Raw genomic sequence first — 23,948 nt, forward strand, 5'->3', positions numbered from 1 at the left:
GATTTATGAAGAAGAAAATTTTTATCGCTTTAGTTTATTAAGAAAGAGGCTGATTGATTCCTGCTTGTATCAATCAGCACCTGGAATTATTTATTAGTTACATTTCCATCAGCATCACGGCTAACTTTCATGTCACTTACAGGGATATAACCCAGTTTTTTGATGTCTGTTGTATCATTGGCAATGTATTTGATGAATGCTTTATCAGCAGCACTTTCTTTCTTAGCATTTGTATACATATGCTCATAAGACCAAACTTTATAATCATTTGTTGCAACATTTTCTTCTGTTGGTTCAACACCATCAATAGATACTGCTTTAATATCTTTGCTTGTATCAACATATGAGAGAGCAACGTATGAAACAGCACCTGGTGTTTGTCCTACCATTGTTACAACTGAACCAGAAGCATCTTGTGTTGGACCATTGACTTCTGTTGCACCACCTAGAGCGAATTTATCAAAGTTTACACGTGTACCAGAGCCTTCTGTACGACCAATGACAGTAATCTTTTGGTCAGGTCCACCTACTTGTTTCCAGTTGGTCACTTTTCCAGTAAATACATCTTGAAGTTGTTGTGAAGTCAAATTTTTCACGTCAATCTTAGCATTTACGATTGGAGCAAAACCAACGACTGCCACTTTGTGGTCAGTAATTGCTGAAGCATCAATACCAGATTTTTCTTCCGCAAAAATATCAGAATTCCCGATTTGGAACGAACCTGCAGCAACTTGGGTCAATCCAACACCAGAACCACCACCTTGAACAGTGACTTGAACATTAGGGTTTTTAGCCATAAATTCAGTTGAAGCTTGTTGTGCCAATGGTTGGAGCGCAGTCGAACCACCTGCAATAATTTTACCTGACAATGCTTTATCAGATGAACTAGTGGAAGTAGATGATGAACCATTAGATGAACCACATGCCGCTAGAGTCAAAAGTGCACTACCGGCAACAAGAGCAACAAGAATTTGTTTTTTCATGAGAAGTTTCTCCAATTAATTTCTAAATAAGTTTGTTAAGCACTTTTTGCTTACAAAACTATTCTATCATCAAAATGCCTTTCCAAATGTAAACCCTTGGTAAATACTAAGTAAATGGAATGTAAACAGAATAAATTTACTCAAAAAATTCCCTGTCAGCATCGTAAACTCTGTCAGTACAATCAGATTTAATACCATTTTACTTTTAAAAGCTCCCTTCCGCTTTAAATTCCAACAAACTTTTATATGTATTCGCTCGAAACGACTAAATCCGTAAAAAGAATGGCATACAGAGTGCGTATCATAGTGCTATTTTTACAACACAAAGCTATGAGTACAATGATCGATCTATAAGCTGCTTACACAACAAACCAGATTTTACTTTCGACTCACTCCTCAAAGACACTATGCAGTTCATCTGCCAAGTTTTAGAAAAAACCAGAGATGAATTCATATAAATATTATTAAATCAACCCAACAAAAAAACGATCAGCATTTTGACCGTTTTGTCAGTATACTGACAGAATTTATTACCATTTGTCAGTAGATTTTTGATCTTAAACATACATAAACTTTTGGCACCAGCAAGTTCATGAAAACAGCGCTATATTCTCCAATTCATCAGCGGTTATAAGACTTGAGTTGCCTTGCAATATCTCGATTTTGGTCTTTACGCTTGAGCGTTTCACGTTTATCATACTGCTTTTTCCCGCGCGCAAGTCCCATCAATACCTTAGCAAATCCGTTTTTCAGATACACTTTCAATGGAATAAATGTTACGCCCGTCCCCGCTAATTCTTTGTCAATCTTAGCAATTTCTTTCTTATTAAGCAATAACTTTCGCGTTCTCAGCTCATCCACATTAAAAATATTTCCCTGCTCAAAAGGTGCAATATGCACATTTGATAACCATACCTCACCATCTCGTACACGTGCAAAACCATCTTTTAACTGTATCTTAGACTTTCTGACAGACTTTATTTCCGTACCTGTCAGCACAATTCCAGCTTCAAAAGTTTCAAAAATTTCATAATCATGCCTTGCTTTTTTATTTTGCGCTAACGGCTTGTCCTCTGTGTTTTTTACCATAAATTTATTTTACCACATCATTCAAAGATTTTCTCGTCCCCATGTATCCAATGCTTGCATAAAAGGAACAAGCTCCCTCCCTTTATCTGTCAAATAGTATTCCACATGGGGAGGAATCGTTTGGAAATCCTTACGAGCAACTAGATTTTTATCAATCAAAGTCTCCAACGAACGTGTTAACATCACATTTGTAATTCCCTTAACTTCACGCCGTAACTGATTAAACCGAATCCCCTCCATCTTACAAATTGCCCATAAAATATTTACTTTCCATTTTCCACCAAAAATATCCATCACACGACGAACACCACATTCCTCAATCATATTTTTCTCCCATCTAAAAATTTACAGTAACAAAAAAGTGCGTACTTATATTTTATAATCCATTATACTATAATATTTTCATACAACTTATTTTAACAGAGTTTGTCCTCCCTGAAATGAGTGAAAAAAGATAAATCGCACAGATAAACTTTACTTTCCTGCGCACTCTCCTATCTACGCGCTTTCACCACTCCACTGTTTATTGGTTTAGGAGTTAAAGTTTCTCAGCCAAACGCATTTTTCATCATTTAGAAGCAGCCGGACTCACATCTTATTAACAAGGAGAAAAAATGTCACCACTCGAATTTTTAGACGCACGTTCTTCAGTCAGAGCGTTCGATCCCAATGCCAAAATCAGCACTGAAGAAATCAAAAATATTCTGTCACACGCTGCAAATGCTCCTTCCAGTAATAATTTTCAACCATGGAAAGTCATCGTCATTAAAAATAAAGCCAAACAGAAAATTTTAAAAAATTTCTCAGCAGATCAAAAACAAGTCGAAGATTCATCTGCTGTTTTCCTTATTTTTGGTGATAAATCCACCTATGATGTTCAAAAAATTATGAACTTCAACATTAGAAACAAGATTATTCGCCAAGATGAGCTTAGAGAAAAAACAGAACGAGTAACAGCTTATCTTCAATTACACCCTGAAGATGCTGAAAATGAAGGCTTACGTTTTGATATTGGACTTTTTTCGATGAATCTGATGTATGTCGTAAGGGCTTTCGGATACGAATCCGTGCCAATGCGTGGTGTATTCTTTGATAAAATTATGGATTATTTAAACATTCCTAAAACCTATGAACCTATCCTCATGCTTCCTGTTGGCAAAGCTTTACAGCCTGGCTTTCCACACCTTCGCTACCCCATTGATGAATTTTCAAATATCATCGAATAGAAAAACTATCGCAAAATCTTGCGATAGTTTTTACTTTTATACTAATTTTTCACTAACTCTATCCAAGAGTCCACCAATACCAGCAGCATTAGAACCACCAGCCATCGCCATATCTGGCTTACCGCCACCTCGGCCGTCAATCAATGGAGCAAGTTCTTTAACTAAGTTTCCTGCTTTGATCTCTGATGACTTGCTTGCCACCAAAAGACTTGCTTTTTCACCAATTTTTGCAACAAGCACTAACACATCTGAAAGTTCCTTTTGTTTCCAAATATCTGCAAGTTGACGCAAACCATTTGCATCAGGAACAGATACCTCACTAGCAACAAAAGTCAAATCTCCTACTGATTGTATATTTTTAAAAATTTCATCTGACTGAGTTGCTGCAAGTTTTCCTGCTAAAGCATTATTTTCTTTCTGAGCAGTTTTTAGCTCATCTTGAAGACTTGAAACCTTTGCTACCACTTGTGATATTTGTGGTGCTTTAATTACCCCTGCTACCTCATTCAAAGTATCTTCAGCATCCTTAAAGGCTTCATAAGCTTTTTGACCCGTCACTGCAATAATCCGACGAACACCCGAGCCAATGCCTTCTTCTTTGATAATCTTGAATAGACCAATTTCAGAAGTTGTTGCTGTATGTGTTCCTCCACAAAGCTCCACTGAATAATCACCAATTTTTACAACTCGGACAACTTTTCCATATTTTTCACCAAAAAGTGCCATTGCTCCCATTGATTTCGCTGTTTCTACATCTGTTTCAATCGTATCAACTTTTATAGATTGCCAAATCACTTCATTAACCTGACGTTCAATCGCTGCTAATTCTTCTTTTGTCACTTGTGCAAAGTGAGTGAAATCAAAACGGAGGAAATCAACCTCGTTAAGTGATCCTGCTTGTAAGGCATGATTACCTACAATATGATGAAGCGCTGCATGAAGTAAATGAGTCGCCGTATGATTTTTCACAACAGCATTACGCCGCTCTACATCAATCTCTAGAGTATAAGTATCACCAACCTTGAGCGTTGATAATATTTCTACTTCGTGCAGATTTTGTCCATGAGGAGCGTGTTGCACATCTAAAACGTTTGCCACCACTTGACCTGAAGCATTTTTTATCACACCGTGGTCAGCAACTTGTCCACCCATTTCAGCATAAAATGGAGTAACATCAAATACAAGTTGAGCTGTACCAGTTACATTTTCAACAAGCTCATTATCTTTAACTGCTACCAACAATTTCGCTTGTGCTACTTTATCTTCATAAAGGAAAGTTGATTCAACTTCAATTGAAGACAAAGTTTCATTTTGAGCGCCCATTGAGCCACCTTTAACCACTGCACTACGCGCTCTGTCTTGCTGCTCTTTCATTGCAGCTTTGAAACCTTCGTGGTCAATCTTGAAGCCTTCATCATAAGCAAGTTCCTCTGTTAATTCCACTGGGAAGCCATACGTATCATAAAGACGGAAAATATCTTCTCCCTCAAGTGTATCTTTCCCTTCAGCTTTGAGCTTGCTCAAGAGTTCATCAATCAGCTTTTGTCCCGCATCAATAGTTCGATTAAATGTTTCTTCTTCACGATCAATAATCTGCATGATAAAGTCTTGTTTTTCAAGCACTTCAGGATAGTAACTTTGCATGATTTTTCCAACAGTTGGGACTAATGGCGCCAAGAATTTGCCTTGAATACCTAATTTTTTCCCATGCATAACAGCACGACGTAGCAAACGACGTAAAACATAGCCCCGTCCTTCATTTCCAGGCAATGCCCCATCACCGATAGCAAAACTCAATGAGCGAATATGGTCCGCAATAACCTTGAAACTCATGTTTTCTCCATCAGAATCATAAGTTTTTCCAGATAGTTTCTCAATTTCACGAATAATAGGGAGAAAAAGGTCAGTATCAAAGTTAGTTTTTCCACCTTGAATGATACAAACCATCCGCTCCAATCCCATGCCTGTATCTATATTCTTCTGAGGCAATTCAGGATACTCTGAACGTGGGATTGCAGGATTAGCATTAAATTGAGAAAGGACAATATTCCAGATTTCAATATAGCGGTCGTTTTCAATATCATCAGCAAGTAATTTTAATCCGACGTGTTCTGGATCATACGTTTCACCACGATCAAAGAAAATTTCTGTATCTGGTCCCGAAGGTCCAGCCCCAATTTCCCAAAAATTATCCTCAATAGGAACAAGATGTGAAGGGTCAACTCCGACTTCTACCCAACGATTAAAAGTATCTTTATCATCAGGATAATAAGTAATGTATAATTTTTCAGCTGGAAATTCAAACCATTCTTTACTTGTCAACAGCTCCCAAGCATAAGCAATCGCTTCTTTACGGAAATAATCACCAATAGAAAAATTCCCCAACATCTCAAACATTGTATGATGACGTGCTGTTTTACCTACATTTTCAATATCATTTGTCCGAATTGCTTTTTGTGCATTAGTAATTCGTGGATTTTCTGGAACAACTGAACCGTCAAAATATTTTTTCAATGTCGCAACACCAGAATTAATCCAAAGTAAAGTTGGATCATTTACTGGTACAAGACTTTGTGAAGGTTCTACTGTATGATTTTTTGATTTAAAAAATTCAAGAAACATTTGACGAACTTCTGCTGAAGTCATGGTTTTCATTAAGATTTCTCCTTTAGACTTTCCACTATTCCTTTTATCGTTAGTCTTATTTTTTCATTAAGCGTCTAACCTATTTAGAAAGGGAAATTCATTTCAAACTATTATTTATTTTAATTTGTGTATTCATTCACAATAAAACGATAAAAAACTACCGTAAACAAAGGGGCGCATACAGTTAAATACCGCGGTACCACCCTTATTCACGATAGAATTTCTATCATCTCTTTTGATTGTCAAAGCAGTTTTCTCTGCTATTTAAGCACTGTTGTTTTAACCTACTCATTTTCAGCACCATGAGCTCTCTGCAAAGTTAAAGTTTTAATTATTAGTTAGATGATAAGCTTGATGAAGTTTGTGTAAATTGTGAGAAAAGATTTGAGAATGCTGTTTCTTTCACAGTAACATTATACTTTTTCAAGTAAGAAGCAATCACACCACTAACATACGTTGTATCAGACTCTTTTTGAGATTTGATGACATCTTGAAGTTCTTTTTTATACTTATTCATGTCAGTACCTTTGTCAGATGTTTTAACCATCTCAACGATATAATATGAAGTAGAACCAGTAGACGCATCAGAGGCTTCAATAACATCTGAAAATTCACCATTCTTCAACTTGAAAGCTGCTGTTTGAACTTCCGCTGGTACTGTTGTTGAAGTTGAATTAAACGTTATTTTGCTTGAAGCATTTGTTTTCTCAAAACTTGCTTTACCAGCATCGTCTTTCTTTGCTGCTGCTAATGCTTTAGTTGCAGCATCTTTTGATGTTTCAGAAACCACATAAGCAGTCACGTCTGGGTGATAAGTTTTCCATGCTGCTTCAAGATTTGCTTTTGTATATTGTGTTGTCTTGATATCATGGTCAATCGCTGCTTGTTCAAGCATTTGAGTACGCATATATGGCGTAAAGCTCGCCTCTGTCAATCCTTGTTGTTGCAAGGCTGAAGAGAATTGGTCGCCGTATTGACTTTTAATATCCTTAACTTGAGCTGCAACTTTTTTATCTGTCACTTCTTTCCCAAACTCTTTGCTAAAAATTTTATCAAAAGTTAAGTTTTGGAGTAAAGTGTTTGTTGGTTGCGATGGAAATTCTTTTGCTTCGTTATAGAGGTCCGACACACGAATCGTGTCACCTTTCATGGTAATAATATCTTTGCTCGCTGAGTCATTGTTTGAACAACCCGAAAGTGTCACGAGTGCAGCACCTGCGAAAACTGTAGCAATAGCTAAACTGAGTTTTTTGAATTTCAAAATATTCTCCCCTACATGATGACCGAGTAGCCACTTCGGTCTAAAATCATTAATTTATTTTTAACTTGTTGTAATTATAACATAAAAAGTTAAATAAAACTTTATTTATGCAAAGTTTCAATTTTTGTCATATTCCCAAGGGTTCAACGACATTTTATCATCAATAAACCATCTCCTAGCGGAAGAACGCTCGTTATATATTTAGGGTTATCAAACACTTCATCAAATAGTCTACGTAATCCCCGCTCTAGGGCACGTTGTGTTCTCTTAATTTCCATGATAGGGACTAATATTTCGCCTGCCTGAAAGATATCATCCATCAAGATAACTCCATTATTAGATAACAAATCTAATGCATTTGGCAGAAATTCGATATATTTTGATTTCGCTGAATCCATAAAAATAATGTCATATTTTTTATGTTCATCTCTTTTCAAAACCGATAAAACGTCAGCAGCATCTCCTTCTTTAAGGATAATCTGATGACGAGAATCATATTTTTCGAGATTTTCTTTTGCCAAAGCAATCATTTCAGGATTTCGATCAATTGTTACAATCTCAGCACTAGGAGCAGCTTCTGCCATCATAAGTGCTGAAAAACCAATGGCTGTCCCGACTTCCAGAATACGTTTAGGCTGCATAATACTAATCAGCATTTGAAAATAAGTCACAGTTTCATGCGGAATTACAGGAATATTGTTTTCTTTAGCAAATGTCAGAACTTTTGTAATATCTCCACTCAACTGTGTTTGGCTTCTGCGCATCCAGTCAACGAGTTCTGGTTTTACAACTGGACGATTCATCATTGGATTACTTGTACGTTTATAGGTTTCAACCACGAATTAATGGTTTCCTTTCTTTATTCATTGTTTTTTATCATATTCAGATAAGCTCTCATTCCATCTTCATCAGACTGTGCATAAGTAAAATTCAACCGTTTTCCAACATCATTTGCCAACAGATGAAAAAGGTCACAGGCAGTAAAAATTGCTTGCCACGAATTTTTTTCATCTTCTGCTGATAAATATGTTTTTTTATAAGATTCATAGAGTTCATCAGGAAGATAGGATTTAATATGCTTTCCCCACATTCCCGTTGTTAATTCAAAGTTATGCTGTACTGCAATAAACCAGTCTAACATGGTTTCTAATTCTAAATGAACTGTTTCCATATACATTCGCATTGTATATGAGAGCTGCTGGCGCTTTATTCCTTTTGCTACATTGTTTAGACACCACCAAAATTCATTACAAGATGCTGCATATTCCGCTTCTGTCGGTTTTTTTATCCAATACCCTTTGTCGTTTGATAAAGAAATTTCTTTTAAAATATTATCTTTATCAAGTAATGGAATGGTTAGTGTGTCTTCCCCAAAGCTATTTTTTTCCTTATTTTCAATTTGTAAGTCAATTCTGACACCATCCTGAAAAAGCATCAACCACGCGTGGTGGGTGTCAGGTCTGGGAGAATGAGGTTCTTGGATAATTAAAGGAGTACCAAAATTCTGGGGAAATTTTTTGTCTTCAATAAATGAACTAATTTCTGTGACAATATAAACAATATCATAGTCTTGATATTTATCACCATTTATGCTGGGATTTGCTCTTGAACCATTCAGATAAACTGCTCGTATGCGTTCATCAGATTGCGCAATTCCTAAAACTAACTCCATCATTTCTTGTTCTTTTCTCATGACTACTCCTTAAACCTCGCTTTCCTATCTTATACTAGTTCCTTTTAGAAATTGAGCTGTATTAAGTTGTTGTTTTGTTAGTTTTTATAACAAATTAACTGTAATATTTTAAGATATAAATTTGATTATTAATTCATTTTTTTACAAGGGTTTCAAATTCTTTTAGGCGCTTTTCAAAAAGCTGGAATGAACTTTCAAGATACTCTGCGGATGTCATGTCAACGCCTGCTTTAGCAATAACATCTAATGGATAAGCGGATGAACCTGCTTTAAGATAATTCAAATATTTTTCACGATTTTCTGTCGTTCCGTGAACAATTTTTTCTGCAAGATAGGTCGCAGCTGCAAACCCTGTAGAATATTGGAAAACATAGAAATTATAGTAAAAATGTGGAATTCTTGCCCATTCATACTGAATCTCTAAATTTTCTTCTGCTTTTAAGCCATAATATTTTTCGTTTAATTTTCCATAAGTATCATTCATAAACTCACTCGTGAGAACTTGACCTTTAGCATCTGCTTCGTGAATCATCTGCTCAAACTCGGCAAATTGCGCTTGACGATAAATTGTTCCTCGGAAACTATCCAGCCAATGATTAAGTAAGGCAAACCGTTCTTTATCATCTTCTGTTTCATTGAGTAATGTTTCAGTCAAAATATTTTCATTTGTGGTTGAAGCAATCTCAGCTAAAAAAATCGGATAATCACCGTAAACATAGGGCTGGTTTTCACGTGTAAATGTACTGTGCATGGAATGTCCCATCTCATGCACCAGTGTAAACAGGTCATCCAATGTTTCTTGCCAGTTAAGTAACATGAAAGCATTTGTATCATAAGACCCACCTGAATAAGCGCCTGAGCGTTTTCCTACATTTTCACATACATCAATCCAACGTTCATCAAAAGCTCTTTTTACACGTTTGGTATAATCTTCTCCAAAAATTGCTAGTACTTCTTGTGCCTTTTTTACCCCATCTTCATAGTTAAATTTATAGTCTAATGTTGATAATGGTGTATAGATATCATACATTTTTAAATCTGAAAGATTCAAGATTTCTTTGCGAAGTACAATATAACGGTGTAATAAAGGTAAATATTTATTGACTGTTTCAATAAGAACATCGTAAACTTTTTCTGGTACAAAATTTTCTGCTAAAGCTGCTTCCCGTGCTGATGAATAGCCTCGTACTTCTGCATTGAAATTATGAACTTTCACATTAGTTTGTAAGGTTTTAGCATAAGTATGTTGATATTGTTCATAGTTACTATAAAGCGCTTTATAAGCATTTTTACGAGCAGTTCTATCCTTACTTTCCATAAGCGAAATATAATTCCCATGAGTCAGTTGAATTTCTTTACCTGACTCATCTTTTACTTGTGGAAAGCGGACATCTGCATTATCAAATACTTCAAATATTTCTGCACCACTACCAAAAATTTCTCCTGCGGATGCGAGAAGTTTTTCCTCTTTTTGGGTCAGAATATGAGCTTTTTTGGTAAACAATCGTTCAAAATAATGTTGATATTTTTTTAATTGTGGCTCGTCTAATAATAATTTTTGATAATTTTCAGTTGTTAACGCTAGAAATTCTGGTTCATAGAAGGAAAATGCTTCACCAAATTTTGCGTAAAGTGTTGTAGCTTTTGCTTGATATTCTTGGTACTTTGCAGCTCTAGTGTCTTGGTCATTTTTCATAGAAGCGTAGACGTAGAGCTTTTCCACATCTCTTGAGATTGAGAGCATGGTCGCTGTTATCTCATTCAAAGTTGCTGCGTTATCTAATAAATGCCCTACAAAATCTGCTTCTGCATCCTCAATATTGCCTGTAACACAATCTAACTCTTCTTCCCAAGCCTCATCTGTTGAAAAAATCGTTGTTAAATCCCAAGTCAATTGTTCTAGAATTTCAGTTCTTTCTTTAACCATATTGTCATTTCTCTTTCTCAGTTTCTATATCACTTTAATCATATTTTCCTAGCGGAGAAGATACTGTCTAAATCTTAGCTTTTAGATAGTACTAGATTTTTTTATTATAGCATTATCCACAGTTTAATGTTTATTTTCTGGAGGAATTCATACTAGACTGATTTTAAATCGGCGCTCAAAAAGTGGAAGATTTTTTAGTTAATGTCAGTATAGTTTAGAATTTCATCAAAAATAAATTTTCCAACGCCACCTTCGTTGCAACTTAAAGTAGTTTTGTGGCTTTTGTTTTTTACTGTGTCAGATGCATTTGCTACCGCCACTGCTACATCAACTGTTTCAAACATTGTTAAATCATTTTCTCCATCACCTATTCCAAAACTTAAGTCATAAGGTAATTTTTCAAGATAAGAGCGTATTGCAGCTCCTTTTGTACTGAGAGGATTGACGATCTCAAGTGTTTTTATGAATGATGTGAAAACGTAAGTGTCTTTGATAGTTAATCTCTCTCTAAGGATTTCATGTTTTTTGTCGCTTGCTTCCATTAGCTCAATTTTTACGATTGTCCGCTCTGGATATGTTTCAAAAAATCCAATAATATCTTCAACGTGATAACATTGCTCTTTGAAATACTCTGTTTTATAATCCATCAGCAGTCTTCCTTGATGTCCCATGAAACTCAGACTGTCGCGGAGTTTTTGCAGATGCACCTCATATTTCTCTACAGGTTGAATCACCACCTCAGTGTCAGTGTGGATAAAATAAAGAATATTTTCTTCATCCAAAATAGGCAAAAGACGCCGCAAAGTTTCTATTGATAGACAATTGCTATAAGTCGGAAATTGCCCTCTTGCTTTAAAACCTGCGCCATTTCCGAAGATGACATCACAATCTAGTCCAATCTCTTGCTCCATTTGCTCAACAAGTCCAATACCACGACCTGTTACAAATACGAAATGGTCACCTGCTTCTTGAAGTCTTTTAACTGCATCTATATTTATTTGAGGAACAGGTACGCCTAAATCTTGAAAAGTTCCATCTACATCCGAAAAAACAATATTCATACTTTCTCCTACCTTTTCATCAAAACAATTATCTTATAATTCATTATGAACAAACACTTTGCTTGATGTTGTAATTTTTAGTTGTAGCACTATAAAAAATAGACTATCCACTTGAATAATCTTTTCTATTTTGCCTTTGTTTCATTGTTAACTTCTTTTATTATAGCATAGAAACGAGGTGGATAGAGCTTGTTTCGCGGATTTTTTTTGAAATTTTCTAAAAAATTTTGATAGTAGGGCACTAAATTTTGTGTAATTTGTGTGAAATTTGCTGATGAAATCTTGTCATCACTGACAGAAAGTAAATTGAGTCCTGGTGGCGCGATATAAGGTTTGTCAAAGTTTTCTGTCAGTAAATTTTTCCCTTGCTGATAATATTTTTCTTGAATTTCCAACCATTTCGTTGACCGATGAAAGAGTTGTTGTCTGACAAAATGAAAAAGCCCTCTGTCAGCACTGACAGGTAATGACAATGGAGCTTGTGCGGAAAAAGGCTGGCGCAAATGTGTCAACAGTTCTCCGTGACCAAATAATATTTCTTCTGTTAAATGTAAAATGTTGCCCCTCAAGTCCTGATGAATCAATGATTTTAATCTTAATTTTTTTCGTTCTAAATCAAGTTCCCAGAAATAAAATCCTCGATTTTCAGAAAAATACATCAAATTTTTTTGGAGTTCTGTCAGTTGATGACTCAGCCATAATTTCTTTCCCATTAGCCAAATCACTGAATAACCATGAGTTTGATAGTTTTCTGTTCGTTCTTTTAGGCGTTTGAGCGAAAGAGAGGAACATTGAACTTCTATTGCAATTTTATCGTTAACCAGCAAATCAGGGGTTTGTTTTAACTCCGGAAGATATTTTTCTACTTCCACTTTTTCGGACTTTTTGAACCAACGATAGAGTATCTTCTTTAATGTTAAATGTTGCACAGACTCATTTTCAGTCCACGATTCACAATTTTGTAAAGTTTTGTGCGCAAAATGTGTAATTTTTATATTTCCATTTTTCAAGACAACTTCTGTTTTGCAAGCAGGACAAAAGTATTGCCCAGTCAGTTCTTCTGGAGAACTTTCTAATAAGTTAACCAGTTTATTTTTTTCATCAATTGCTGTCAGCATACTATCATATACGAAAATACTGACAGATTGTCACCAAAAAAACTGTCAGTACACTGACAGAATATTTTAGGATGAAATTCGATTGTTTTTCACAGCTCTTAATGAATGCGAACTCAGTTCCTATTATAATGCTGCATCAGAACAACAACAATAGCAAAAATGATGAAACTTCCGACAATGACGGCAACCCAAATCATATGTTTTTTCTTTTCAGAGTTAAGAACAGCAATAAATTCACGAATGAAGGCGGGAACACGATAATACATCGCCGTTTTTCCACCACGTCCTCCTTGCGCTTCTAGACCAATCTGAGCTGCAAATAAAGCAGCACGGAAGACATGATAATCTGAAGTGAAAAATAGAAATTTATCTTTCAAAAGTTTGTCGGAAAAGACTAGATTTTCGTAAGTTGTTCGAGATTGATTTTCAAGTAGTGTGCGCTCAAATGGAAATCCCAGCGTTTCAACGGCATATTTTTGCATGGCTTGTGCTTCTGAGATTTTCTCGTCTGGTCCTTGACCTCCTGAAAACACCAAAATTGTCTGTTCATCACGTACTGCATCTACAGCAGCACGAATTCGATTGCCGAGCAATTTCCCAACATGCTCTCCCTGAATGAGTCCTGCACCAAGCACGACATAGTAAGGCGCTGTCATTTTTCTCACTCGCCTGCCATATACCCAGCTTGATAAAAAGAAAATACCAAATTGCCAAGCCAAATAAATAGACAAGATGGGATATACAAAACTCAGAATGTGTAACCAAAGCCAACTTTCTGGTAGTTTCCCAACCGAAAGATAAAGAAAATCAATACCAATAAAGAAAAGAACGACAATAGGCAACAATAAATTTGAAACAGATTTTGATTCTCTTCGCCACATTTTTATGGTCAAAACTACAATCGCAATGGGAATAACAAAACCTAACACCAAAGGAGTAATCGCAAACAAGACTGCTTCAATAGATAACAAAACAAGACCGATACTGTTTCGTTGCTCTGAAAATACAATAAACGAACCCAAAACACCATTCAATGTTATCCATAAAAAAATAATATAAAAAAAGGATAATCTTCCCAAGCGCAATGTTCTTAAATCTTTCAAGCGCTTTATTTTCCACCAAAAAACGAAAGTGATACTCCCAAAAAATAACGTCAAAATTACGCCAATAATAAATAATCCAAAATCTTCCATGAGCATATTTTAACATATTTTTAATCACATTATGACAAAATTCATTAAAAAATTACTAACAAGAAAATTGTAAATAAAAAAATTCTGTCAATTCAATGCGCTTGATATAAGGATTGAATCAATCAGATAAAAAACCGGTTAGCAAAGCTAACCGGCTTGTCAGTATACTGACAGAATATTCATAAGTATAATTTTGAGCTTACAAAGCAGCTAAAACCGCAAAGTTAATGATAAACAAGATAGCAACTACCCAAATAACAGGTTTTACTTCTTTCACTTTTCCATTGAACAGTTTAACAAAGATGAACGTAATAAATCCAGCGGCAATCCCGTAAGAGATTGAATATCCAAGTCCCATAAATACAGAAGCAAAGAAAGCAGGAATTGCTTCGCCAAGGTCGCTCCATTTAATCTCAGTAAATGAACTCAGCATCATCATCCCAACAATGATAAGAATAGGTGCAGTCGCTTGAGAGGGTACAATAGCAAGAAGCGGCAAGAATAAGCTTGAAATAGCAAACATTACAGCCACCACAACCGAAGTCAAACCAGTACGTCCTCCCGCACCAATACCAGCGGCAGATTCAACATAAACTGTTGTATTTGATGTACCAAAGATTGCCCCAATTGGAGTTGCAATCATATCAGCAAACAAAGCTTTATCCATCTTAGATGAGAAACCATGACTATTTTCCATATCTTTAAGGTCTTCATCTGTAAAGATACCCGTTGCACGACCTGTACCAATAAATGTACCGATTGGGTCAAAGATTGACGTCAATGAAAAGGCAAGGACAGTCATCAAAACTTCAACAATACGTGAAGAATCAGAGAATAAACTCCCAAAACCTTTAGGGCCAAAAGCAGCACCAAATGTTGTTCCCATTTGATCAACGGCAGTTCCAAGATTATTTTGTGCAAACAATGTATGCACATCAATCTTAACTACACCAGTCAAAATAGCAAGAATCGTTGTAACCAAAATAGAAAGTAAAATTCCTGCCTTCCATTTACGAAGAACGAAGAACATTGTTACAACAATCCCAACAAGTGCAATCAAAACACCAGGATTATTAAAAGTCACAAGTCCAGGCACAATTGATGAATTAGCTGTAATCGTACCGTGTTCATTTGTATAAGTCCCAGGGTCAGCGATAAATTGCAAGATACCAGCATTTTTAATCCCGATATAAGCGATGAAAATACCAATCCCACCACCAATAGCGTGTTGCAAAGCCTCAGGAATACCAAGAATAATTGCTTTACGAATAGATGTAAACGTAATAATAATATTAACCACACCACAGATGAAAACCATAGCCAACGCTTCTTGCCAAGTATATCCAAGACTCAATACAACAGTATAAGCAAAGAAAGCATTGAGGCCCATTCCTGGAGCAAGTGCATAAGGGACATTAGCAATCAAGCCAATCGCAAGTGTACCAACAATAGATGCCAAGATTGTTGCCAAGAATACCGCTTGTACGGGCATCCCTGTTGACCCCAAGATTTGTGGATTCACAAAGAGGATGTAGCTCATGGCAAAGAATGTTGTCAATCCAGCCATAATTTCACGGCCAACTGTAGTGCCGTTTTCTTCAAGTTTAAATAACTTGTTCACGAAAAATTTCTCCTTTTTAAAAGATGCGAAGTGGGTCTATTTGGAAGTTATGAAATATAAAAAACTATGGCTAATTTATCGTAAATACACGAATGAACCGATGTTGCTTTGCAAATTTCATGGCGCAAAACAGTAGCATAATAGGCCAATTGTAGTCATCACTAATAAAAGTGAGAAAAGTATATTTTCACTAACTTTCTAGCCCGCTGAACTCAGTTATTCGCTAAAAAGTTGTATCCCACACGTTTTTGTGGCATACGTCATAAAATAAAAAATAACTATATCCCTATTCTAATCAGTTTTACTTAAGGAAACAAGATTTTTGTTAGGAATTTCCTTTAAAAACATTTCAATGTTCGGAAATATCGAACATAATTAGTAAATAATTTTTTAATGTTCGTTCCCTTACTCAAAATTCTTGATCCATCTAATAGTTTTCTACGGAGAATTGAAAATAAATTAGGATACTTTTATTTAACAACTCTCTGTTTATTCTGCAACTTCAAAGTAAGAGTAGCCTATCTATGTTATAATGGATGAACGAATATAAATAAAGGATGGGGTATGGAAAATAAAGATAGAAAATTGATTGCTATTGACCTAGATGGAACAACTTTACAATCTGATGGTCACTCTATCAGTCGTTATACAAAATATGTTTTTAAACGAATTGAAGCACTTGGACATATTATATGTATTACCACGGGGCGCCCTTACCGAATGTCTTTAGATATCTATCGCGAACTTGAATTAAGCAGTCCAGTCATAAATTTTAACGGTGCACTCATTTCAATGCCTAATAACAAAGGATGGGAACACACGAAAGCTCACTATATTGACCGTTCTTTTGTTTTTGACTTATTAAGGCACCAACAAAATTTCAATCTTGATTTTTTCGCCGTTGAATACCGAAGAAAATTCTTCCTTAATACTTTCCGAAATGTTGATGCAAAGCTTTTTGGTGTGGAAAAATTTCAACCTTACAATCGTTTACGTGCTGACCGTGTCACTGATAATCCACACGCTGTACTTATCTCCACTCGTCAAAAAGACAAAATAGCATTAGCAGAAGAAATGCGCAGACACTACAATGGAAAAATTGATGTTGGTGTTTGGGGAGGCCCAAACGGTATCTTAGAAGTCGTTCCCAAAGGAATTAGTAAAGCTTCTGGATTAAAACATCTTCTTAAAGTTCTTGATATTCCTCTAGAAAATCTTATTGCTTTCGGAGATGAGCACAATGATATTGAGATGTTTAAACTTGCTAAAAATGCCTATGCAATGAAGAATGCCTCGAAACGTCTGACACCTTTTGCGACAGAAATCCTTCCTTGGACCAATGATGAAGACGGTGTTGCTCGTCAATTAGAAAAATTATTTTTAAAATAATAGAGCGATTGTAATTTTTAATAGACAACAAAACAAAATCAGAGTAAAATAAACTTGTAAGCATAAAACCGTTTACAAGTTTTTCTATTATCTCAAGCTCTACTCCTAGGGTTATTTTACAACTTTAAAAGGACTGAGCTCACCACAGAAAAAGGAGAAAACCGTTATGATTAAATTATTACGTACTAATATTGTCGCTTCATGGGTTCTAACAATCCTACGGATTTACATCGGTTGGCAATGGGTCGAAGCAGGTTGGGAAAAAATCCATACCTCTGGTGGTTTCCATGCTGAAGGACTGATTGCTGGTGCGCTTAATCAAGGAACTTCTGAAAAGCCTTTTGCTTATCCTTGGTTTCATGATTTTCTAGCTGCAACAACAAACAATGGACATAATGCTGGAATTTTCAACGTTCTGGTTCCCTGGGGAGAACTTCTCGTTGGACTTGGATTAATATTCGGAACTCTAACTCTTGCAGCTGCATTCTTTGGACTTCTGATGAATTTTACTTACTTGCTTTCAGGCGTGGTTTCTACAAATCCAACTTTCGTAGTTATTCAATTTTTAATTCTTATTGCTGGATTCAATGCAGCTAAAATAGGTCTTGACTACTGGATTACCCCTTTCCTACGTAAATATCTTCCATTTTTGAATAATGACATCAATACACGTAGAGTCAATTAACACTTATGTAAACAACACACTGTCAAAGTTTTTTGACAGTGCTTTATTTTGAAAAAACAGATTAATCATCCTATAATGTAAGGGAATACAAATAATAATATTATCTATTTTTTATAGATTTAATATATCTGAAGGAGAAATTAATGAAAGTTTCAATTTTCTCAACTTGCGTGATGGACTTAATGTTTCCTCAAGTCGGAATTGCAATGGTCGAAGTTTTAGAGCGTCTAGGAATAGATACCGATTTACCAGAACAACAAGTATGCTGTGGACAGCCAACTTATAACTCTGGACTGGTCAAAGAATCTATGCCCACAATCAAAAATCAGATTGATGCCTTTGAGCACTCAGACTATGTCGTAGGTATCGCTGGTTCATGCTCTGGGATGTTCAAAGAGTATCCTCATATGTTCAAGGAAGATGACCCTTACAAACAAAAAGCTATTGATTTAGCGAATAAATCTTATGAATTTACACAATTTCTCTATCACGTCCTTGGTGTAAAAGATGTTGGGGCTACATTTAATGGTGAAAAAGCGACTTATCACCGCTCTTGCCACATGACTCGAATCCTTGGCGAACGCGAAGCACCTTTTATTTTATTGAATCATGTTGAAGGTCTTGAAATGCTACCCCTCCCTCACATCGAGAATTGTTGTGGTTTTGGTGGAACTTTCTCTGTTAAATCACCTGAAATCTCTGAAATGATGGTTACTGAAAAGATGAATGACGTTGTATCAACTGGTGCTGAAATCTTGATCTCAGCCGACTTAGGTTGCTTAATGAATATAGCTGGAAAATTTAATCGTGAAGGCAAAAAAATAAAAGTGATGCATATTGCCGAAGTATTAAATACCAATGTTGACTTGGAACGGATTGATTCTGTCACAAACCCAGTATTTGCAAAGATTTAGGAGGAAAGGAGAATACGGAGAGCGCTGCATTTTGAGTAATAATAACTTAAAATACAGCGCTCAAAGTTTGATTAAAAACTATGGGACTTTCTACAAGTACAAAAACGTTTGCTGAACGTTTAGAAGATAGCAAAAAAGATAAATTTGCTCAAGCTGCTGTGGCTAGAGCACAAGACACTCAATGGGAAAAAAGAGAATCTTCTCGTGAAGAACTTGGAAATTGGCAAGAATGGCGCGACATTGCAGAATCCATACGGCAACACACGCTAAAACATCTTCCTCACTATTTGACAGAGTTTTCAGATAATGTTGCTGCTCGTGGTGGCCATGTCTTCTTTGCAGCGGATGCCAAAGAAGCTAATGATTATGTGAAAAAAATTGTGTTAGAGAAAAATGCGAAAAAGATTGTAAAATCTAAATCTATGGTTACAACTGAGGTTGATATTGACCCGATGCTTGTTTCACTCTCTGATGATATGGATGTATTGGAAACTGACCTTGCAGAATTCATTTTGCAAGTCGCTGACTGGGATGAGCCTTCTCATATCGTTTTTCCTGCTTTACACAAAAATCGCGATCAAATCCGTGAAATTTTTGCTGCAAAACTAGGCTATGAGGGAGATAATGACCCTGTTAATCTTGCACGTTGTGCACGTGACACAATGCGTAAACTTTTTTTGAAATCTGAAGTGGGCATTACAGGTTGTAATTTTGCGATTGCCAATACGGGTGATATCAATTTATCAACTAACGAAGGAAATGCTGACTTAACTATTTCTATTCCCAAAACACAGATTGTCTTAATGGGGATGGAGCGGATTGTACCATCAATTAAGGAAGCTGAGATTCTAGATAATATGTTGGCACGTTCAGCTGTTGGACAAAAATTGACAACTTATGTGACTTTTGCTGGACAAAAAGCGGATGATGAATCAGATGGTCCAGAAGATTTTCATGTCGTTATTCTAGACAATGGTCGTTCTAATGCAATTGGTACAGAATTTGAATCAATTTTGCAGTGTATTCGTTGTGGGGCTTGTTTAAACGTTTGTCCTGTTTATCGTCAAATTGGGGGACATGCCTATGGTTCGATTTATCCTGGCCCTATTGGTTCTGTACTCTCCCCTGTCCTCGGTGGTTATGAGCAATATGGTGATTTGCCCTATGCCTCAACGCTTTGTGGCGCCTGCACAGAAACTTGTCCTGTCAAGATTCCGCTGCATGAGCTTTTGATTGCACATCGACGCGTCATGGAAGATGACCTCAAGATGCACCATGATGGTTCATTTGTTAATATGGAAATGAATGCTGTGGGGATGGGAACTGGCCATCCTGCAATGTTTGGCATGGCAATGAATATGGCTCATGCTGGACTTTCGATGTTGCCAAAGGCTAAAGAAATTACCGTTGAAGGTTCACTTTTCGAATATGGAGCTGTACGTAAAGCTCCAGCACTAGCAAAAGGTTGGACAGATGTACGTGATTTGCCTGTGGCACCGCCACATAAGGAACAATTCCGTCAGTGGTATAAGAAACATAAGGCAGGTAAATGAGATGACTGGAACTATTGAAAATCGTGAAAAATTTTTAGCAACTTTGCTGGAAAAACGTGGAGGTGTGGAACTTCCTTTTGAAGCTTATCAACCGATTTCTAACTTGCCCGAAACACACTTGGCTCATCTAACGACAGACGAGTTGTTAGCTATTGCTAGAGACCAAGCAGCACGTGTTTCTGCCAATCTAATAGAAACTACTGCTTCCAAGATGAATGAGGTCATCGCTGGATTAATTGAAAAATCTGGTGGGGAACAAGTCATGATTCCAACAACAGATGAATTTGATCATTTTGGGATACAAGTAGAGTCCAATCAGCTTGTCCAATGGAAAATCGGTGCAGAATATCGAGATGAAAATATCATGGCAGCGCAAAATTCAAATGTTGCCGTGGCTGTGGCGAAATTTTTCCTCGCTGAATCTGCGACAATTGCGGTGGAGTCTGAAGCTGGACAGGGTCGTTCTTTGCATTTTTTGCCAACACATTATATTTCTGTCATTCCTTTAAGTCGTATGGTAGCACGCTCAACGCAAGCAGCCAGCTGGTTTGAGGAAAATAAGAAACCAGGCTCAACCTTGCATTTCATCTCTGGTCCTTCTAATTCTGGAGATATTGAAATGCAACTTGTCGTTGGTCTTCATGGACCATTGGAAATTAATTATGTTATTGTAAAAGATTTATAATTATGAAAATTTGTGGAATTAACTCTGTCAGTCTATTGATAGGGTTATTTTTTGTCAGTATACTGACAGTTTTTATTTTTACTGACAAGGATATTATTTTGGATTTAGATCTTTCTTTTTTATAATTAAATTATAAAAACATTAGAAGGAGATTTTTATGATTAAATTTTTACGACATAGTCGACTTGCTGCTGTTATCTTGACTATCCTACGTGTTTTCATCGGCTATCAATGGATGAGCGCTGGTATAGGCAAACTGATTGCTGAGGAGAGTTTCTCTGCAAGTGGTTTAATTAATGGTGCTTTGAACAGTCCTACAGCTTATCCTTGGTTTCATAGTTTTCTTTCATTGACGACGGATAGTGGTGCAAACACAGCTTTCTTTGATTTTGTAGTTCCTTGGGGTCAAGTGATTGTTGGACTTGCTCTTATTTTAGGAACTTATACACTCTTTGTTGCCTCTGCGGGATTAATGATGAATATCGCTTTTATCTTGTCAGGCGTAATTTCTGAGAATCCAACTTTCATCTTGATTCAAGTCTTAATTTTAGTTGCTGGATACAATGCTGGTCGGTATGGACTTGATTATTGGATTACACCTATTGTCCGTAATATTTTTCCATTTTTACATAATGATACTTTGCTTGAAAATGGATAAAATTAAAGCTGTCAGTATACTGACAGTTTTTTTGTTTGCTTACAAAAAAAATCATGAGAATTTTCCCATGATTTTCTTTTAGTTACGATTGTTTCCGCCTGCAATACCAAAGATACGAAGCAGGAAGAGGAACAAGTTAAGGAAGTCGAGATAGAGAGAAAGTGCCATTGATATTGCCCAACCATCACTGACCTGACCGTTATTTGCATTATAAACGCTGATAATTTTTTGATTATCCCAAGCAATCAATCCCGAGAAAATAACGACCCCTGCAATACTTGTAAGGAACACCAGTCCTGAGCTTGCCAAGAACCAGTTGAGCACCATCGCTACGATCAGTCCCCATACAGCAACTCCCATGACCTTACCCATAGCTGAAAGATTTCGCTTTGTCACACGCCCATACACCGAAAGTCCTAAGAACATTGCTGCTGCGGTCACAAAAGCAAGCGTGATATTTGTCGCGGTGTACATGAGAAGTGTGAAGCTGAGCAAGAATCCGAAGAAAGCAGCGAACCCTATAAATAGCGGAAGTGCCATCGGAGAATTTTTCAGTGCAGCACGCTGCATTGGAAACACGAGAAAGAGTGGAACTAACCATAACAGCAGAAAGGCGAAGCTTCCACTTTGCATGATAGAAATCAGGTTATCCACAAAGAATGTAATCATAATCCATGAAACAAGTGCTGAAATCAGTACTCCAGCTCCCATCAGCGCATAGATTTTACTGAAAAAAGCATTAAGTCCGTCTTTTTGTTGGTCAAAGATAATATTGTTATTGTCATTCATATTTTGCATTAAATTTGGCCTCCTTATTTTTAATTTAATTCTAATACTATTTTACCAAAAAATACATCATTTGTCATCAGACTTAAGTTGTATTTTTTATTATGTCTAATTGTTGCCACTACTATAACTAATCCGCTGTGAAAAATAAATGCTCTATTAATTTTTATAACGTCTACGGCCCCAATTTGCAACTTCCCTGGTTTTCGATTTTGATGTATCTTCTAGTCTTAAAGCAGGTGTCGAAACTGACATGAAAAACAAAAAGCTGTCAGCGTGCTGACAACTTTTAATATTTTAGTTCATATCGAAAGAAGGTAACCGTTTGAAATGTTTACGAGCATTCCATTTGTATTTCACAGAATCACGCCATTCGATACTTGCTACGCGTTTGTCCACAGCTGTAACAATCCAACTTTCTTTATAACGCGGTGGATTAATAGTTGCACCAAACATATGTTTGATGATAATATCTTTTTCTAGCTCTGACAAAGTGGTCAATTTGCGAGCATTGCGGTAGGCAATATGTGGATGCACATAAGCATGGCTCTTGGCAAATTTTGTTTCGCGCCAATCATAGTAGAAAAGATCATGCAAAAGCCCTGCACGAGCTGTTGCTTTGGCATTCAAGCCTCGTTTTTTTGCAATAGTGTAGCTAACATAACTGACTTTGAGGCAGTGCTGTAAGCGGGTTGAAGTGTAATGATGTGTGATTTTATCGAGTTTTTGGAGCTCGGGCATTTTGAGAAGATGACCGACATAACTCATATACTCGGCATCATTTAACCACGGTTGTTCATCTAAATTCATGAATTGATTATATCACGAAATTTGACTTTGTCAATGTAATATACAAACTTTTTTGATTAAATTTTTCTTTCTATTTATTTAGATTAGTTGACTTCTTCTCTCACAAATTGATTTAAATGTGCTTTTTTATCTTGTTTTTATACTTATCTTTTTATTATTTTTTGTTATATCCTCCAACTTTTGTAAACCACAATGTCATCCGTTCTATTCTTTTATGATGTATCAGCTTTATTAATATTAAAGGAATTATTTGTCAAAAATCAAAGTCCAGAGTTTACAAAGTCATAAAATTCCTGTATAATTGATAGGTATTAGAAAAATCTTGGGGGGTGTATTGTGCCCAACTGAGGATTCAATCATCAACCAGCTTTTCTACGAAAAGTACTAAAGGAGAACAAAATGGCTAATATCAAATCTGCAATCAAACGTGCTGAATTGAATAAAATCGCTAACGAACGTAACTCACAACAAAAATCTGCAATGCGTACTGCTATCAAGAAATTTGAAGCTGAACCAACTGAAGAATCTTTCCGAGTTGCTTCATCAGCTATCGATAAAGCTGCTACTAAAGGCCTTATCCATGCCAACAAAGCTTCACGTGACAAATCACGTCTTGCTGCTAAACTCGGCTAATCAAAAATGTCTGTCAG

General features: G+C 36.3%; 22 protein-coding genes. 8 read left to right on the plus strand and 14 right to left on the minus strand.

The window, feature by feature from the left end:
* Positions 1-86 precede the first annotated feature (86 nt).
* The 3 genes from D7I46_RS06380 to D7I46_RS06390 form a co-directional block, all read right to left on the minus strand.
* Positions 87-983, minus strand: coding sequence for a phosphate ABC transporter substrate-binding protein (locus D7I46_RS06380; protein ID WP_120772138.1), 897 nt, complete (start codon positions 981-983; stop codon positions 87-89).
* Between the two features lie 621 nt (positions 984-1,604).
* Positions 1,605-2,072: an SsrA-binding protein SmpB gene (gene smpB, locus D7I46_RS06385; protein ID WP_120772139.1), complete on the minus strand. Its 468-nt coding sequence runs from the start codon at positions 2,070-2,072 to the stop codon at positions 1,605-1,607.
* 21 nt (positions 2,073-2,093) lie between these two features.
* The gene (locus D7I46_RS06390; RefSeq protein ID WP_120772140.1) at positions 2,094-2,396 is read right to left on the minus strand and encodes a winged helix-turn-helix transcriptional regulator; all 303 of its coding nucleotides are present in this window, start codon (positions 2,394-2,396) and stop codon (positions 2,094-2,096) included.
* A gap of 290 nt (positions 2,397-2,686) precedes the next feature.
* Here D7I46_RS06390 and D7I46_RS06395 point away from each other — a divergent pair, with 290 nt between their 5' ends.
* Entirely contained in the window at positions 2,687-3,298 is a 612-nt protein-coding gene (locus D7I46_RS06395; RefSeq protein ID WP_120772141.1) for a nitroreductase family protein, read from the plus strand.
* Positions 3,299-3,334: 36 nt separating this feature from the next.
* On the opposite strand, the gene alaS is transcribed toward D7I46_RS06395, so the two are convergent.
* The 9 genes from alaS to D7I46_RS06440 all read right to left on the minus strand — a co-directional run bounded on the left by alaS (position 3,335) and on the right by D7I46_RS06440 (position 15,818).
* The gene (alaS, locus tag D7I46_RS06400; RefSeq protein WP_120772142.1) at positions 3,335-5,953 is read right to left on the minus strand and encodes an alanine--tRNA ligase; all 2,619 of its coding nucleotides are present in this window, start codon (positions 5,951-5,953) and stop codon (positions 3,335-3,337) included.
* Positions 5,954-6,278: 325 nt separating this feature from the next.
* A complete protein-coding gene (locus D7I46_RS06405) occupies positions 6,279-7,205 on the minus strand; it encodes a peptidyl-prolyl cis-trans isomerase (RefSeq protein ID WP_120772143.1) in 927 nt (308 codons plus the stop codon).
* A gap of 143 nt (positions 7,206-7,348) precedes the next feature.
* The gene (locus D7I46_RS06410) at positions 7,349-8,044 is read right to left on the minus strand and encodes an O-methyltransferase (RefSeq protein ID WP_120772144.1); all 696 of its coding nucleotides are present in this window, start codon (positions 8,042-8,044) and stop codon (positions 7,349-7,351) included.
* 20 nt (positions 8,045-8,064) lie between these two features.
* Entirely contained in the window at positions 8,065-8,898 is an 834-nt protein-coding gene (locus D7I46_RS06415) for an aminoglycoside 6-adenylyltransferase (protein ID WP_120772145.1), read from the minus strand.
* A 133-nt stretch (positions 8,899-9,031) separates the two neighbouring features.
* On the minus strand, positions 9,032-10,825 hold the full coding sequence (gene pepF / locus D7I46_RS06420; protein WP_120772146.1) for an oligoendopeptidase F: 1,794 nt from the start codon (positions 10,823-10,825) through the stop codon (positions 9,032-9,034).
* Between the two features lie 194 nt (positions 10,826-11,019).
* Positions 11,020-11,886, minus strand: coding sequence for an HAD-IIB family hydrolase (locus tag D7I46_RS06425; RefSeq protein WP_120772147.1), 867 nt, complete (start codon positions 11,884-11,886; stop codon positions 11,020-11,022).
* Positions 11,887-12,011: 125 nt separating this feature from the next.
* Complete coding sequence (locus tag D7I46_RS06430) at positions 12,012-13,004, minus strand: competence protein CoiA (RefSeq protein ID WP_120772148.1); 993 nt, start codon at positions 13,002-13,004, stop codon at positions 12,012-12,014.
* A 113-nt stretch (positions 13,005-13,117) separates the two neighbouring features.
* Positions 13,118-14,197, minus strand: coding sequence for a YdcF family protein (locus D7I46_RS06435; RefSeq protein ID WP_420844004.1), 1,080 nt, complete (start codon positions 14,195-14,197; stop codon positions 13,118-13,120).
* 199 nt (positions 14,198-14,396) lie between these two features.
* Positions 14,397-15,818 (minus strand): NCS2 family permease, encoded by a 1,422-nt coding sequence (locus D7I46_RS06440; RefSeq protein WP_120772150.1) that lies wholly within the window; start codon positions 15,816-15,818, stop codon positions 14,397-14,399.
* 564 nt (positions 15,819-16,382) lie between these two features.
* Between D7I46_RS06440 and D7I46_RS06445 the strand changes: the two genes are divergently transcribed.
* From D7I46_RS06445 to D7I46_RS06470, 6 genes are all read left to right on the plus strand, one after another.
* Positions 16,383-17,207, plus strand: coding sequence for an HAD family hydrolase (locus tag D7I46_RS06445; protein WP_120772151.1), 825 nt, complete (start codon positions 16,383-16,385; stop codon positions 17,205-17,207).
* A gap of 166 nt (positions 17,208-17,373) precedes the next feature.
* Positions 17,374-17,892: a DoxX family membrane protein gene (locus tag D7I46_RS06450; RefSeq protein WP_120772152.1), complete on the plus strand. Its 519-nt coding sequence runs from the start codon at positions 17,374-17,376 to the stop codon at positions 17,890-17,892.
* A gap of 143 nt (positions 17,893-18,035) precedes the next feature.
* Positions 18,036-18,806, plus strand: a complete 771-nt coding sequence (locus D7I46_RS06455; RefSeq protein ID WP_120772153.1) for a (Fe-S)-binding protein — start codon at positions 18,036-18,038, stop codon at positions 18,804-18,806.
* An 80-nt stretch (positions 18,807-18,886) separates the two neighbouring features.
* On the plus strand, positions 18,887-20,359 hold the full coding sequence (locus tag D7I46_RS06460; protein WP_120772154.1) for a LutB/LldF family L-lactate oxidation iron-sulfur protein: 1,473 nt from the start codon (positions 18,887-18,889) through the stop codon (positions 20,357-20,359).
* 1 nt (position 20,360) lies between these two features.
* Entirely contained in the window at positions 20,361-21,044 is a 684-nt protein-coding gene (locus D7I46_RS06465) for a LutC/YkgG family protein (protein WP_120772155.1), read from the plus strand.
* A gap of 157 nt (positions 21,045-21,201) precedes the next feature.
* A complete protein-coding gene (locus D7I46_RS06470; RefSeq protein ID WP_120772156.1) occupies positions 21,202-21,702 on the plus strand; it encodes a DoxX family protein in 501 nt (166 codons plus the stop codon).
* Between the two features lie 78 nt (positions 21,703-21,780).
* Here the strand turns inward: D7I46_RS06470 and D7I46_RS06475 are convergent, their stop codons facing one another.
* Together D7I46_RS06475 and D7I46_RS06480 are read right to left on the minus strand one after the other, a co-directional pair.
* Positions 21,781-22,500, minus strand: coding sequence for a Bax inhibitor-1/YccA family protein (locus D7I46_RS06475; RefSeq protein ID WP_120772157.1), 720 nt, complete (start codon positions 22,498-22,500; stop codon positions 21,781-21,783).
* 285 nt (positions 22,501-22,785) lie between these two features.
* Complete coding sequence (locus D7I46_RS06480; protein WP_120772158.1) at positions 22,786-23,298, minus strand: HD domain-containing protein; 513 nt, start codon at positions 23,296-23,298, stop codon at positions 22,786-22,788.
* Positions 23,299-23,697: 399 nt separating this feature from the next.
* On the opposite strand from D7I46_RS06480, the gene rpsT reads away from it, so the two are divergent.
* Positions 23,698-23,931, plus strand: a complete 234-nt coding sequence (gene rpsT / locus D7I46_RS06485; RefSeq protein WP_120772159.1) for a 30S ribosomal protein S20 — start codon at positions 23,698-23,700, stop codon at positions 23,929-23,931.
* Positions 23,932-23,948: the final 17 nt, after the last annotated feature.

Origin of the sequence: Lactococcus allomyrinae (assembly GCF_003627095.1) — a bacterium.
In the GTDB taxonomy this organism is placed as follows: domain Bacteria; phylum Bacillota; class Bacilli; order Lactobacillales; family Streptococcaceae; genus Lactococcus; species Lactococcus allomyrinae.

Coding starts and splice junctions, on each gene's coding strand:
- D7I46_RS06380 (WP_120772138.1), bottom strand. CDS start 983: ATGAAAAAACAAATTCTTGTTGCTCTTGTTGCCGGTAGTGCACTTTTG.
- smpB (WP_120772139.1), bottom strand. CDS start 2,072: ATGGTAAAAAACACAGAGGACAAGCCGTTAGCGCAAAATAAAAAAGCA.
- D7I46_RS06390 (WP_120772140.1), bottom strand. CDS start 2,396: ATGATTGAGGAATGTGGTGTTCGTCGTGTGATGGATATTTTTGGTGGA.
- D7I46_RS06395 (WP_120772141.1), top strand. CDS start 2,687: ATGTCACCACTCGAATTTTTAGACGCACGTTCTTCAGTCAGAGCGTTC.
- alaS (WP_120772142.1), bottom strand. CDS start 5,953: ATGAAAACCATGACTTCAGCAGAAGTTCGTCAAATGTTTCTTGAATTT.
- D7I46_RS06415 (WP_120772145.1), bottom strand. CDS start 8,898: ATGAGAAAAGAACAAGAAATGATGGAGTTAGTTTTAGGAATTGCGCAA.
- pepF (WP_120772146.1), bottom strand. CDS start 10,825: ATGGTTAAAGAAAGAACTGAAATTCTAGAACAATTGACTTGGGATTTA.
- D7I46_RS06425 (WP_120772147.1), bottom strand. CDS start 11,886: ATGAATATTGTTTTTTCGGATGTAGATGGAACTTTTCAAGATTTAGGC.
- D7I46_RS06430 (WP_120772148.1), bottom strand. CDS start 13,004: ATGCTGACAGCAATTGATGAAAAAAATAAACTGGTTAACTTATTAGAA.
- D7I46_RS06435 (WP_420844004.1), bottom strand. CDS start 14,197: ATGGAAGATTTTGGATTATTTATTATTGGCGTAATTTTGACGTTATTT.
- D7I46_RS06445 (WP_120772151.1), top strand. CDS start 16,383: ATGGAAAATAAAGATAGAAAATTGATTGCTATTGACCTAGATGGAACA.
- D7I46_RS06450 (WP_120772152.1), top strand. CDS start 17,374: ATGATTAAATTATTACGTACTAATATTGTCGCTTCATGGGTTCTAACA.
- D7I46_RS06455 (WP_120772153.1), top strand. CDS start 18,036: ATGAAAGTTTCAATTTTCTCAACTTGCGTGATGGACTTAATGTTTCCT.
- D7I46_RS06460 (WP_120772154.1), top strand. CDS start 18,887: ATGGGACTTTCTACAAGTACAAAAACGTTTGCTGAACGTTTAGAAGAT.
- D7I46_RS06465 (WP_120772155.1), top strand. CDS start 20,361: ATGACTGGAACTATTGAAAATCGTGAAAAATTTTTAGCAACTTTGCTG.
- D7I46_RS06470 (WP_120772156.1), top strand. CDS start 21,202: ATGATTAAATTTTTACGACATAGTCGACTTGCTGCTGTTATCTTGACT.
- D7I46_RS06475 (WP_120772157.1), bottom strand. CDS start 22,500: ATGCAAAATATGAATGACAATAACAATATTATCTTTGACCAACAAAAA.
- D7I46_RS06480 (WP_120772158.1), bottom strand. CDS start 23,298: ATGAATTTAGATGAACAACCGTGGTTAAATGATGCCGAGTATATGAGT.
- rpsT (WP_120772159.1), top strand. CDS start 23,698: ATGGCTAATATCAAATCTGCAATCAAACGTGCTGAATTGAATAAAATC.